The organism is Arthrobacter sp. 10T416 (assembly GCF_056394165.1).
Genome location: NZ_JBFTHI010000002.1, coordinates 230,548 through 243,119, shown reverse-complemented (window position 1 = coordinate 243,119; position 12,572 = coordinate 230,548). Strand labels below are relative to the sequence as shown.

The following is a 12,572-nucleotide window of genomic DNA, read 5'->3' as shown; positions in this document are numbered from 1 at the left end:
CATAGTCTCACCAGCGGCGCGGCTTAGGCCAACAAGCCGCCCCGGCGGATCTACTAGGCTGGGCAGGTGAGGATTGACCTGCATGCCCACTCGAACGTTTCCGACGGCACCCAGCCCCCAGCGGGGGTGATCGCGTCGGCTGCGGAGGCGGGGCTCGACGTCGTCGCCCTGACCGATCACGACTCCACCGACGGCTGGGCAGAGGCCTCGGCCGCGGCGCGGAACCTCGGCGTGGCACTGGTCCCCGGCATGGAAGTCTCCTGCCGGACCAGTGAGGGCATCAGCGTGCACCTCCTCAGCTACCTCCACGACCCCGCACACCCCGGGCTGCTGGAGGAAATCACCAAAGCCAAGGACGCCCGGTTCACCCGCGCCGAACGAATGGTCAGCCTGCTCGCCGAGGACTACCCGCTGAGCTGGGACGACGTCATCCACCACGTAGCCCCGGGCGCCACCCTGGGCCGCCCGCACATCGCCGACGCCCTGGTGGCCGCGGGTGTTGTGGCGGACCGCAGCGAGGCCTTCGAGACCATCCTGACCTCGCGCTCCCGGTACTGGGTGCAGCACTACGCGCCGGATCCGGCATACGCCGTCGAACTGGTCCGCGACGCCGGCGGTGTGCCGGTCTTCGCGCATCCGGTGGCGTCCTCCCGCGGACGGGTAGTGGGGGAGCGCACCTATCGGGAGATGATCGACGCCGGCCTGGCCGGGCTCGAGATCGACCACCGGGACAACCCGGAAGAGGGCAGGGTGTTCCTGCGCCGCCTCGCCGAACAGCACGGCCTGCTGGTGACCGGCTCCTCGGACTACCACGGGGCCGGGAAACCGAACCTGCTGGGCGAGAACCTGACCGCCCCGGAGGTGCTGGCCCGGATCGAGGAACAGGCCAGCGGAACGTCCGTGGTGCGCTGATGGACTGGATTGACCTTCAGCTCCTGGCCTCGGTGATCGTCACGCTGTTCGTGATCATGGACCCGCCCGGCACCGTTCCGATCTTTATGTCCCTGACCGCCCAGATGGATGCCCGGGACCGCAACCGTTCCGCGCTGCAGGCGCTGCTGGTGGCGACCGGCGTGATCGTGACGTTCGCGATTTTCGGGCAGTCCATCCTCAATTACATGCACATCTCGCTGGCGGCGCTGCAGGGCGCGGGCGGCCTGCTGCTGGTGCTCATCGCGCTGCAGCTGCTCACCGGTTCCACCGGCGGCGAGGAGAACGCGGCCAAGTACAAAAACGTCGCCTTTGTGCCGCTGGGGACCCCGCTGATGGCGGGCCCCGGCGCGATTGTGGCGGTCATGGTCTTCGTTCAGCGTTCGGGAAGCATGGCGCAGTACCTCGCCGTCGGGCTTGGAATTGCGGTCACGCTCGCATCCCTGTACCTGGCGATGCGGTTCGCCGGCCTCGTGCAGCGCGCGCTGGGCGAGAACGGCGTCGAGCTGGTCACCCGGATCGCCGGCCTGCTGCTCTCCGCGATCGCGGTGCAGATGATTGCCGACGCCGTGCACGCCTTCGTCAAGAGCTGGACCTGACGGCGTCTGCCGGCCAGCAGCCGAAGGGCTAGCTGGGGACGGCCGGCGGTTCGGCTTCCGGCTGGGCCGTGAACTCGGCGTATGCGCCAAGCCGTTTGGCCATCACGTCGACGGCGGCCTGGTTCTGGTCCACGCAGACGAACTTCCTGCCGAGCTTGGCCGCTACGGCGCCCAGCGTGCCCGAACCGGCGAAGAAATCCAGGCACCAGTCGCCGGGCCGGGATGAGGCGGCGACCACCCGCCGGATCAGGCCTTCGGGTTTCTGCGTCGGGTAGCCGGTTTTTTCCTTGCCGGTGGGGGAGACGATCGTGTGCCACCAGACGTCGGTGGGCAGCTTGCCCAGTTCCCGCTTGGCCGGTGTCACCAGCCCCGGCGCCATGTACGGTTCACGGTCCACCTCGGCGCTGTCGAAGTGGTATTTCGCCGGGTTCTTCACGTAGACGAGGATGTTGTCGTGCTTGGTGGGCCAGCGGAACTTGGCGCGGGCGCCGTAGTCGTAGGCCCAGATGATTTCGTTCAGGAAGCACTCCCGGCCGAAGATCGCATCGAGCATGACCTTGGCGTAGTGCACCTCGCGGTAATCCAGGTGCAGGTACAGCGTGCCGTCATCGGCCAGCAGCCGCCACGCTTCGACCAGCCGCGGCTCCAAAAAGGACCAGTAGTCGCTGAAGGCGTCGTCGTAGCTGTGCAGCGCACCCTTGATGGTGTCGTAGGAGCGGCCCTTGAAGCCGACACGGTCGCCCTCGCCCCCGGCATTCAGCACCATTTTGGTTTCCTGGCGCCGCTGGACACGTCCGGTGTTAAACGGCGGGTCCACGTAAATGAGTGTGAAGGCGCCGTCCGGCAGCGTCGGGAGGTACTCCGCGTTGTCCGCGTGTACCACCAGATTGCTGCCGTCCGGCGCCCAGACGGTGTCAGCCATGGTGCGGGTTAGGCCTCGGTGCCGCGTGCCGTAGCTCCGCCCTGTGCCTCGCCAGCCACCACTTCGCCGTTGCGGCGGCGGGTGCGGGTGCGGCGGCGGGCACGGGTGGCCCGGTCTACCTCGGTGGGGGCGCCGGCGGTTGCCGCAGCGCGGCCCGTTGCCTCGGCGGGTGCCGCGGCGGTGGTGTCCTTTTCCGGCGTACGACGTCGGCGCTCACCGGAGCGGCCGCCTTCGCGCGATCCTTCGCGGGCGCCGTCACGGCCGCCCTCGCGGTTGCCGGAACGGCCGCCCTCACGGGGCGCACGGCCGCCGTCGCGGCCGCCGCTCCTGGACCCGTCACGGCCGCCGGCCGGCGCGCCGCCGCGGGCGTTCTTCTTGCCGGTCTCGCCCAGATCCTCGAGGACTTCGGCGTCCACACCGGCAAGCACGCGCTTGTCCCGGGGCAGGCGGCCCTTCGTGCCCTCGGGAATGTCGAGCTCCTCGTACAGGTGCGGGGAGGAGGAGTAGGTTTCGACCGGTTCGGGGTAGCTCAGGCCCAGGGCCTTGTTGATCAGGCCCCAGCGCGGCATGTCATCCCAGTCGACGAAGGTCACGGCGGTGCCCTTGTTGCCGGCGCGGCCGGTGCGGCCAACGCGGTGCAGGTAGATCTTCTCGTCTTCGACGCACTGGTAGTTGATGACGTGCGTGACGTCGTCGACGTCGATGCCGCGGGCCGCGACGTCGGTGGCGACAAGGACGTCCACCTTGTTGTTGCGGAAGGCGCGCAGCGCCTGTTCGCGGGCGCCCTGGCCGAGGTCGCCGTGGATGGCGGCCGCGGCGAACCCGCGGTCCACGAGTTCCTCGGCAACCTTCGCGGCGGTGCGCTTGGTCTTGGTGAAGATGATGGTCCGGCCGCGGCCGCGGGCCTGCAGGATGCGGGCCACCACCTCCACCTTGTCCATGCTGTGGGCGCGGTAGATCAACTGGCGGATGTCGCGCTTGGTCAGGCCCTCATCCTCGGGGTCCGCCGCGCGGATGTGGGTGGGCTGGGTCATGTACCGCCGCGCCATTGCAATGACCGGGCCGGGCATGGTGGCCGAGAACAGCAGCGTCTGGCGGACGGCCGGGGTCCCGGCGATCAGGGTCTCGACGTCGGGCAGGAAGCCGAGGTCCAGCATTTCGTCGGCCTCGTCCAGGATGACCATTTTGACGTTCTTGAGGACCAGGTGCTTCTGCTTGTAGAGGTCGATCAGGCGGCCGGGGGTGCCGACGACGACCTCAACGCCCTGCTGCAGCGCCTCGACCTGCGGCTCGTAGGCGCGGCCGCCGTAGATGGTGGTGATCCGGGCGTTGCGCTTGCGGGAGGCGGTCTGCAGGTCGCTGGCGACCTGGACGGCGAGCTCACGGGTCGGCACGATCACGAGGGCCTGGGGCGCGCCGGGGGCAGGCAGCGCGGCGTAGCCGGCGTCATCGCGGCCGATCACACGCTGCAGCGCCGGGATGCCGAAGCCGAGGGTCTTGCCGGTACCGGTCTTGGCCTGGCCGATGATGTCGTGGCCGCCGAGGGCGACGGGCAGGGTCATGGCCTGGATCGGGAACGGGTGGGTGATGCCGGCGTCCGCCAGGGATTCAACGATGTCGGCGCGGACGTTGTAGTCGGCGAACGACTTTTCCGCGATTTCGTGGGGGGTCTCGTCGGAGATGATGGTCTCTTCCGGCTCGATCGTTTCCGTGCCGGATTCGTCGGTCAGAAGCTGGTGCGTGTGCAATTCACTCACAGGGGAGTTTCCTTATTCATTTGGGCTGCGCTGCTTGCTCGACGGGGCCGGCCGGGCGGCCGTTCCGGAGCACGCACAGGCGCGCAAGCATGTCCAGCGGAAGCCGATCGCGGGCTATCTAGGTGCTGGCACTGGGACCAGCGGGTGTGTCTCAAGATCGCGTAGGGGCGGGCTTGTTGAATTCATAAAACATGGAAATCAACGACCGGGCATCCATTACTACCGTTCCAGTCTAGCTGTTCGGCGTTCGGAACCCCGACGGCGGCTGGCAGCGGCGCGGCACAGGCCACACCGGCTCCGGGTGCGGTGTTGGGCCGGGACGGGGTAATTCAGCCCACCAGCTCCAGCCGGACCTCCCGCGTGACGATGTCCGCGGACACCACACGCACCCGCACCTGGGTGCCGGACTCCAGCTCGCCGGGGCAGCGTGCCGTCACCGCGGGCTCGGCGATCTGGACGATCCCGGACGGGCCGTTGCCGTTCCCGTTTCCATTCGCGTTGCCGTTGCCGTTGGCGTTGGCCGGGGCACCATTCGCACCGTTCGCATCATTCGCGCCGTTGGCACCATTCGCACCGTTGGGTGCACCGTTTTTGGCCGGCTTCGATCCGGAGATGACGACGGCGTCGAACTCCTGGCCGACGTGGTTGATGAGCAGGGCGGCCTCCACTGTGTCCAGCGCCAGCCGCTCGAGTTTGGCGGCCAACTGGTCGGAGGCGGCCATGATCGCCGGCAGGGAGGGCAGTGCCTCGCGGGCCCACTCTGGAACCTCGTCGCCGTTGGACAGCGCCTCGCAGATGACCAGGACAAACCGGTCGATCAGGCGGCGCAGCGGGGCCGTTGAGTGGGCGTACGCCGCCCCGATGGCGGACTGGATGGCGTCCTCGGGAACCACGCCGTCGAACGGCGTGTAGCCGGCGCCGCGGAACAGCATCCCGGCCGAGTGCACAATGGCCAGTTGGCGCGGGTCGGTGGGATCCAGGGTCCGCAGGTATTCCCCGTAGCTGATCCGGCCGTCCCACGGCTTGCCGAGGGCGCCGGTCTGGCGCCGGAAGTGCCGGAGCGAGCGCTCATCCGGGGCCGGCATGGTGCGCAGGATGCCCACCTTGCCCTGCAGCATCAGCTCGGCCGCGGCCATCCCGGTCATCAGGGAAATCTGGGCGTTCCAGTCTTCCACCGGCAGCGGCGGGGCGGCGACGATCCGGTAGCCGCCGTCGGGCAGCTGCTCGATTTCCTGTTCGGGAATATTCAGGCTTGCCCCGCCGCGGGCGCGCTCGAGCTCCACCCGTTTGCTGCCCACCTCCTTGAGCAGCTGCAGCACGGGCGCGGCGGTCCCGGCGTCCAGATCCGCCTGCACACCGTGGTAGCTGAGCTTGGCACGGCTGCGGACCTGCGCCCGCCGGACCCGCACCGAGGACACCTCGGCGGCCGCGTCGAGGTCGAACTCCCAGACGAAAGCGGCGCAGAGCTGGTCGGCGAGGAGGCTGCCGGCGGCCTCGCTGATGATCTCGGGGTGCAGCGGGATCCGGCCGTCCGGGGTGTAGAACGTCTGCCCGCGGCGCCTGGTCTCGGCGTCGAGCGCACCGCCGGGAGCCACGAAGGAGGGGACATCGGCAATCGCGTAGAACACCTTGTAGCCGTCACCGGAGCGGTCGATGAACAGGGCCTGGTCCAGGTCCGTGGAGGACGCCGGATCAATGGTCACGAATTCCACGTGCGTCAGGTCCAGGCCGGGCAGCTCATGGCCGGCCACGGCGGCCTCGGCGTCCCGCAGCGCGTCGGCCGGGAACGGCCCCGGCAGTTCCAGGACGGTGCGCAGCGCGTTCAGCGCTTGGGCCAGCTGGTTCTGCTGCTGTCGGACGCTCGGAGTCAGGCGATGATGAGACACGGAATCAGGGTAGCCCGATTTCCGCCGCTAGTGTTGAAGCATGAGCACCTCCCCGGATGAGCCCGCCCGCTTCAACCGTTTCCGCAGGGACCTGCTGGGCGTTATGGCCTACGGGGAGTTGTCGGCGTTCGAACGGCTCTCCTCCGACGCCCGGTATTCGCCCACCCTGCACGACCGGTCCGTGCTGGGCCGCCTTGCCGTCATCGAGTTCCAGCACTTCGAGCTGGTCTGCGCGAAACTGGCCGAACTCGGCGTGGACGCGGAGGAGGCGATGCAGCCGTTCCAGGCCTCGGTGGACCACTTCCATGAGCGCACCCGGCCCGCCGACTGGTACGAGTCACTGATGAAGGCGTACGTCATCGACACGGTCTCCGCCGACTTTTACCGGCGGGTTTCGGGTTATGTGGACGCCGGCACGGCCGGTCTGATCGAGCAGGTCCAGTCCGCAGGCGACGCGACGGCCGTGCTCCGGGAGCGGCTGAAGGCGGCGCTGGCCGATGACCCGCGGCTGGCTTCCCGGCTGGCCCTGTGGGCCCGGCGGTTGCTCGGCGAGGCGCTCACCCAGGCCCAACGGGTCAGTGTGGACCACGCGTTCCTCGACGGGCTGGCCGGTGAGGACCCGGCCCGGGCCGGTGAGCTCGCCCGGGAGCTCACCGCGGAACTCGCCGCCGGGCACTCCCGCCGGATGTCCGGGCTGGGGCTCGCGGGCTAGCTAGCCGACGTCGGAATCCGCGCCGGCGTCGAGCGCGGCGAGCAGGGCGCGCGCTGCGCCCGCCGGGTCCGCGGCCTCGGTGATCGCCCGGACCACCACAATCCTGCGGGCCCCGGCGTCGACCACCTGCTCCACGTTGCCCAGATCGATCCCGCCGATCGCGAACCACGGCACCACTCCGGAGACCTTGCCGACGCCGGCTTCCGAGGCCCGCCCGATAGCCGCGGCGGCGTACCGCACCAGGTCCGTTCCGACCGCGGCGCGGCCAGGCTTGGTGGGCGTCGCCCAGACCGGCCCCACGCAGAAGTAGTCCAAGCCGGTCCGGCCCGGGGAGGCGGCGATGGCCGCGTCCACCTGGTCCGGCGTGTGGGTGGACATGCCGATCACCGTGTTCTTGCCCAGGAAGTCGCGGGCCGCCGTGAACGGAATGTCCTTCTGGCCCATGTGGAAGACCGGCGCACCCGCCAGCGAGGCGAGGTCGGCGCGGTCATTGACGGCCCACAGCCGGCCGTGCCGCTGCGCCGTGGCGTGCAGGACCCCGAGGAGCTCCAGTTCCTCGGCCGCCTCCAGCGACTTGTCCCGCAACTGGATGATGTCCACCCCGCCGGCAAAGGCAGCGTCGACAAAATCTTCAAAGTCCCCGCGCTCTTTCCGTGCATCAGTGCACAGATACAGGCGGGCGGTGGTGTGCAGGTCCTGGCTCATATCCCAAGCGTAGTTCCTCTAAACTGGGCGCATACCGCGGGAGCCCGCGGGCCGTACGCGGCCGCCGGGCTGAGAGGGCGTCAGAGCCGACCGCTTGACCTGATCCGGTTAGTACCGGCGTAGGGAAGGAAACCATGACCCCACCAGCCGTACCGTACGACGTCGCCGTGATCGGCGGGGGAGTGATCGGCCACGGAATCGCCTGGGCAGCGCGCCGCTCCGGCCGGACTGTGGCCCTCATCGATGATGCCCCCGGCAGCGGCGCCAGCTGGGCCGCCGCCGGCATGCTGGCGCCGGTCAGCGAACTTCACTACCAGGAGGAAGACCTCTTGGCCCTGATGCTCGAAGGCTCCAGGCTGTGGCCGGCCTTCGCCGCCAGCCTGGCCGACGGCGCGCCCGGGGACCTGCCCGACGGCGGCCCGCAGCCGGGCAGCACCGGCTACAGCACGACGCCGACCCTCGCCGTCGGCGTGGACGCCGCCGACCGCCGGGCGCTCACCGACCTGCGGGAGGTGCAGCTGGCGTGCGGCCTCGCCGTGGACCCCCTGACGGTGCGGGAGGCACGGTCCCGGGAGCCCCTTCTGAGCCCCGGCATCTCCTGCGCCTTCGCCATCCCCGCCGACCACCAGGTGGACCCGCGGCGGCTGCTGGCACGGATGGGGCGTCTGCTGGCCGCCGACCCGGAATTCGTGGCCGTGCCGAGCCGGGCGGCGGCCCTGCTCTGGGAGGACGGCGGCGTCGCCGGGGCCCGGCTGGAGGGCGGGGGAGATATCCGTGCCACCGAAACGGTCGTGGCCAACGGCCTCGGCGCAGCCGATCTGCAGGCCCTGCCGCAGGGGCTGGTGCTGCCGCTGCGCCCCGTCTACGGTGACATCCTCAGGCTGCGGGTGCCGCCCCGGCTCCGTCCCTTGCTGGGCTCCACGGTCCGGGGGCTGGTCCGCGGGGTCCCGGTGTACATCGTGCCCCGGGACGACGGCACGGTGGTGATCGGCGCGACCCAGCGCGAGGACGCACCGTCGACCGCCAGCGCGGTCTCGGCCGGCAGCGTCTACCAGCTCCTGCGTGACGCCCAGCAGCTTCTTCCGGCGGTCGCCGAACTCGAACTGCTGGAAGCCACAGCGCGGGCGCGGCCGGGCACACCGGACAACGCCCCGCTGATCGGGCGGGTCGCCGGTCCGGGGGATGGCCCTGACATCGAGGGCCTGATCATCGCCACCGGGTTCTTCCGGCACGGGGTCCTGCTGACTCCGGCCGCCGCGGCGATCTGCCAGGCGTTGCTGGACGGCCGGCCGGATCCGCGCTGGGCCCGGTTCCGCCCCGACCGCTTTCCCCGCCCGGAGGCCGCGGCCCATAAGTTCCCAGCAAAAGACAGGACACCAGCATGAACATCAGGCTCAACGGAGCACAGCACGCCGTCGCCGACGGCGCCACCGTCAGCGCCCTGGTCAGCGGGGTCACCGGACGGCCGCTTGCCGCCAACGGCCAGGCCACGGACGGGCGGAAGCTCGGCGTCGCGGTCGCCCGCAACGCCGAGGTGGTCCCGCGCAGCCAGTGGCACGCGACGGCGCTCGCCGAGGGCGACGACGTCGAACTCGTCACCGCAGTGCAGGGAGGATAAACGCCATGGAAGAGACCGTACTGACCCAGGCCCAGCCAGGCCGTGACCTGCTGACCGTAGACGGCGTCGACCTGCGCTCGCGGCTGATCATGGGCACCGGAGGCGCGCCCAGCCTCGACGGACTGGGCGCCGCGCTGGTGGCCTCCGGCACCGAGCTCACCACGGTGGCCATGCGCCGCTACTCCCCGGCCGAGAGCGGATCGCTGTTTCAGCTGCTGGCGGACCACAACATCCGGGTGCTGCCCAACACCGCCGGCTGCTTCACCGCCCGGGACGCCGTGCTCACCGCCGAACTGGCACGGGAAGCCCTGGAGACGGACTGGGTGAAGCTCGAGGTCATTGCCGATGAGCACACCCTGCTGCCGGACGCCCTGGAACTGGTGGAGGCAACGGAGCAGCTGGTGGGCCGTGGCTTCAAGGTTTTTGCCTACACCAATGACGACCCCGTCCTGGCCCTCCGGCTTGAGCACCTGGGTGCCGCCGCCGTGATGCCCCTGGGCGCCCCGATCGGCACGGGGCTGGGCATCCTGAACCCGCACAACATCGAGCTGATCGTGTCCCGGGCCTCGGTGCCGGTGGTGCTTGACGCCGGCATCGGCACCGCGTCCGACGCGGCGCTCGCCATGGAGCTGGGCTGCGACGCCGTGCTGCTGGCCACCGCCGTCACCCGGGCGCAGGACCCTGCCCTGATGGGCGAGGCATTCAAGCACGCCGTCATCGCCGGGCGCCTGGCACGGCTGGCGGGCCGGATTCCGCGGCGGGAACACGCGCTCGCGTCCTCCGCTATGGAGGGCCGTGCCGAGTTCCTCTAGCCGCAGCGGGCCACGGAAACGTACTGCAGGGTAGTTGAGCACTGTTGCGGAAACGGCAACGTGTCTATTGTGTCCCTTAGACCGCGGCACACCGTGGTCTGCAGGTCGCCGGCACGTCCCGGGAAGCCTTCCCGCACCGGGGGCCCGTCTCGAGGAGGAGGCGACGATGTCCAGTCCTGATGTGCCAACGCGGGGGCCGGCCAAGCCTGGCCCGTACGTGATTTCCGGAATCCTGTTGCTGATCGCGATCGTGGTTCCGTTATTTGTGCCCGGATACTCCTTCGACCAGCCGCGCCTGGCGGGTATCCCGTTCTTCTACTGGTACCAAATGGCCTGGATTCCGGTCACCGCGGCCCTGGTGGGCATTTCGTATTGGCTGGTGACCAAGGAGGACCGCCGCCGGCGTGAAGCTGTCCGGGGCCAGGCCGGGATGGGGGAGGAACGATGAACGCCGCAGCCGTGCCCCTGGCAGCACCGGACCGGCCGGTCGACGGTGTGGCTCTGACCATTGTGATCGTCCTCTTTGTCCTTGTCGCAGCCCTGGGCTTCTTCGCCGCGCGGTGGCGGCGGGAGGAAAACACCGGGCTGCACAGCCTTGACGAGTGGGGCCTGGGCGGCCGCGGCTTCGGCACCTGGGTGACCTGGTTCCTGCTGGGCGGCGACCTCTACACCGCGTATACCTTCGTGGCCGTTCCCGCGGCCATGTGGGCCACCGGGGCCGTGAGCGGCTTCTTCGCCGTCCCCTACACGATCGTGCTGTACCCCATCGTGTTCCTGCTGATGAGCAGGCTGTGGTCCGTCTCGCACCGGCACGGTTTTGTCACGCCGGCGGACTTCGTCGGGGGCCGCTACGGCAGCAAGGCGCTGACACTCGCCGTCGCCGTCACCGGGATCGTCGCCACCATGCCCTACATCGCCCTGCAACTGGTGGGCATCAAGGCGGTGCTCACCGTCCTCGGACTGGGCAGCGCCGAGAACGTCCTGCTGACAGACCTGCCGCTGATCATCGCGTTTGTGGTCCTGGCGGCCTACACGTACACCTCGGGCCTCCGCGCTCCGGCCCTGATCGCCGTCGTGAAGGACCTCCTGATCTACCTTGCCGTGATCGTCGCGGTGATCTACCTGCCCATCAAGTTCGGCGGCTGGGGCACCATCTTCGACGCCGCGCAGACGAAGCTCGGGACGGTCAACCCGGCCACGGGCAAACCTGCGGGGGTCTTTATTCCGGGCGCGGCCAGCTACTCGGCGTACTGGACGCTGGCACTCGGCTCGGCCCTGGCCCTGTTTATGTACCCGCACTCGATCACCGGCGTCCTGGCCACCAAGAGCCGGAACACCATCCGCCGGAACGCCGCGGTGCTGCCCCTCTACTCGCTCATGCTGGGGTTCCTGGCACTGCTCGGCTACGCGGCCATCTACGCCGGCACTAAACCGACCGACCTCAACGGGACCATCAATCCGCAGCTGGTGGTACCACAGCTGTTCCTGGACCACTTCCCGTCCTGGTTCGCCGGGATTGCGCTCGCCGCGATCGCCATCGGGGCCCTGGTGCCGGCGGCCATCATGTCCATCGCCGCCGCCAACCTGTTCACCAGGAACATCTACCGCGACCTGATCAAGCCCGACGCCACCCCCCGCCAGGAAGCGAGCGTTTCCAAGATCGCATCCCTCGTGGTGAAGTTCGGTGCCCTGATCTTCGTGATCGCGATGGACCAGTCCGCAGCGATCAACATGCAGCTGCTCGGCGGGATCTGGATCCTGCAGACCTTCCCGGCGATCGTGGCCGGGCTCTACACCCGGTGGTTCCACCGCCGGGCACTGTTCATCGGCTGGGCGGCCGGCATCCTGTACGGCACCATCGCGGCGTACAACGTGGTCAACCCGGTGACGAAGGCCCACTTTGGCGGGTCCATCGCGGCGATCCCGGGCACCGACGTCCAGGTGTACATCGCGGTGGTGGCGTTCGCCATCAACCTGATCGTCGCGGCCGTCCTGACGGCGCTCTTCCGGGTCATGAAAGTCCGCGAGGGCACGGACATCACCCGGTCCTCGGATTACGGCGCCGACGAGAACGATCCCAAGGTGGCCCAGCTCCAGCGCGAGCACCCGCTCGCCGAGCCGGGAGGCCCCACGTACTGACCAGCGGGAGGCCCCACGTACTGACCAGCAGTAGACATCGGCCGGAAAACATTTTTCCGGCCGATGTCTTTTTCGCGCTTGCCCGCACGTAGTAGAGATGTAGCTAACAACAACCAACCCAAGGAGCCAGCGTGGAATACATGCTCTTCATCTGCACCGATCCCACCGCACCCGCCTACGTGGCCGCGGAGGACAACATCGAGGAATGGTCCGCCGACGTGGAGGCCCGGGGGATCGCCCGGCACGGTGACCGGCTCCGGCCTGTGCAGGACGCAACCACCGTCACGGTGCGGGAAGGGCAGCTGATGGTGGTGGACGGCCCGTTCGCCGAAACGAAGGAGTGGGTGGCAGGCTACGACATCATCGACTGCGCCGGGCTGGACGAGGCGATCGAGGTCGCCTCCAAGCATCCGATGGCAAAGTTCGGGAAAATCGAGATCAGGCCCGTGTGGCCTTTCGGATCCTAGGCGTGGACGGCGGGGGTAGTGTGAT

13 protein-coding genes and 1 riboswitch are annotated in these 12,572 nt (G+C 69.2%); of the genes, 9 read left to right on the top strand and 4 right to left on the bottom strand.

Translation table 11 applies throughout. The annotated features are described in order from the left end of the window. Nucleotides 1-66: 66 nt before the first annotated feature. On the top strand, nt 67-912 hold the full coding sequence (locus tag AC1DBE_RS04985; protein ID WP_476903064.1) for a PHP domain-containing protein: 846 nt from the start codon (nt 67-69) through the stop codon (nt 910-912). Nucleotides 913-920: 8 nt separating this feature from the next. After that, nucleotides 921-1,529: a MarC family protein gene (locus tag AC1DBE_RS04980; RefSeq protein ID WP_476903261.1), complete on the top strand. Its 609-nt coding sequence runs from the start codon at nt 921-923 to the stop codon at nt 1,527-1,529. A gap of 28 nt (nt 1,530-1,557) precedes the next feature. On the opposite strand, the gene AC1DBE_RS04975 is transcribed toward AC1DBE_RS04980, so the two are convergent. From AC1DBE_RS04975 to AC1DBE_RS04965, 3 genes are all read right to left on the bottom strand, one after another. Beyond that, entirely contained in the window at nt 1,558-2,451 is an 894-nt protein-coding gene (locus AC1DBE_RS04975; protein WP_476880508.1) for a DNA-methyltransferase, read from the bottom strand. Between the two features lie 8 nt (nt 2,452-2,459). Then, a complete protein-coding gene (locus AC1DBE_RS04970) occupies nt 2,460-4,208 on the bottom strand; it encodes a DEAD/DEAH box helicase (protein ID WP_476969785.1) in 1,749 nt (582 codons plus the stop codon). A gap of 329 nt (nt 4,209-4,537) precedes the next feature. Then, complete coding sequence (locus tag AC1DBE_RS04965; RefSeq protein WP_476969784.1) at nt 4,538-6,094, bottom strand: RNB domain-containing ribonuclease; 1,557 nt, start codon at nt 6,092-6,094, stop codon at nt 4,538-4,540. 40 nt (nt 6,095-6,134) lie between these two features. On the opposite strand from AC1DBE_RS04965, the gene AC1DBE_RS04960 reads away from it, so the two are divergent. Then, entirely contained in the window at nt 6,135-6,806 is a 672-nt protein-coding gene (locus AC1DBE_RS04960) for a ferritin-like fold-containing protein (protein ID WP_476903062.1), read from the top strand. Here AC1DBE_RS04960 and thiE read toward each other — a convergent pair whose 3' ends face one another. After that, complete coding sequence (gene thiE / locus AC1DBE_RS04955) at nt 6,807-7,511, bottom strand: thiamine phosphate synthase (protein WP_476969783.1); 705 nt, start codon at nt 7,509-7,511, stop codon at nt 6,807-6,809. 26 nt (nt 7,512-7,537) lie between these two features. Continuing rightward, nucleotides 7,538-7,655, top strand: a riboswitch (TPP riboswitch). Between thiE and thiO the strand changes: the two genes are divergently transcribed. The 6 genes from thiO (at nt 7,646) to AC1DBE_RS04925 (ending at nt 12,547) form a co-directional block, all read left to right on the top strand. Then, nucleotides 7,646-8,896, top strand: coding sequence for a glycine oxidase ThiO (thiO, locus tag AC1DBE_RS04950; protein WP_476969782.1), 1,251 nt, complete (start codon nt 7,646-7,648; stop codon nt 8,894-8,896). It overlaps the preceding riboswitch by 10 nt. Further along, on the top strand, nt 8,893-9,129 hold the full coding sequence (thiS, locus tag AC1DBE_RS04945) for a sulfur carrier protein ThiS (RefSeq protein ID WP_476878210.1): 237 nt from the start codon (nt 8,893-8,895) through the stop codon (nt 9,127-9,129). Before thiO ends, thiS begins: the two co-directional genes overlap by 4 nt. Before the next feature lie 5 nt (nt 9,130-9,134). After that, nucleotides 9,135-9,941, top strand: a complete 807-nt coding sequence (locus tag AC1DBE_RS04940; protein ID WP_476969781.1) for a thiazole synthase — start codon at nt 9,135-9,137, stop codon at nt 9,939-9,941. A gap of 166 nt (nt 9,942-10,107) precedes the next feature. After that, nucleotides 10,108-10,389, top strand: a complete 282-nt coding sequence (locus AC1DBE_RS04935; RefSeq protein WP_476878212.1) for a DUF3311 domain-containing protein — start codon at nt 10,108-10,110, stop codon at nt 10,387-10,389. After that, nucleotides 10,386-12,080 (top strand): monocarboxylate uptake permease MctP, encoded by a 1,695-nt coding sequence (gene mctP, locus AC1DBE_RS04930; RefSeq protein ID WP_476969780.1) that lies wholly within the window; start codon nt 10,386-10,388, stop codon nt 12,078-12,080. The genes AC1DBE_RS04935 and mctP overlap by 4 nt, the downstream gene beginning before the upstream one ends. Nucleotides 12,081-12,220: 140 nt before the next feature. Then, complete coding sequence (locus tag AC1DBE_RS04925; protein WP_476969807.1) at nt 12,221-12,547, top strand: YciI family protein; 327 nt, start codon at nt 12,221-12,223, stop codon at nt 12,545-12,547. Nucleotides 12,548-12,572 lie beyond the last annotated feature (25 nt).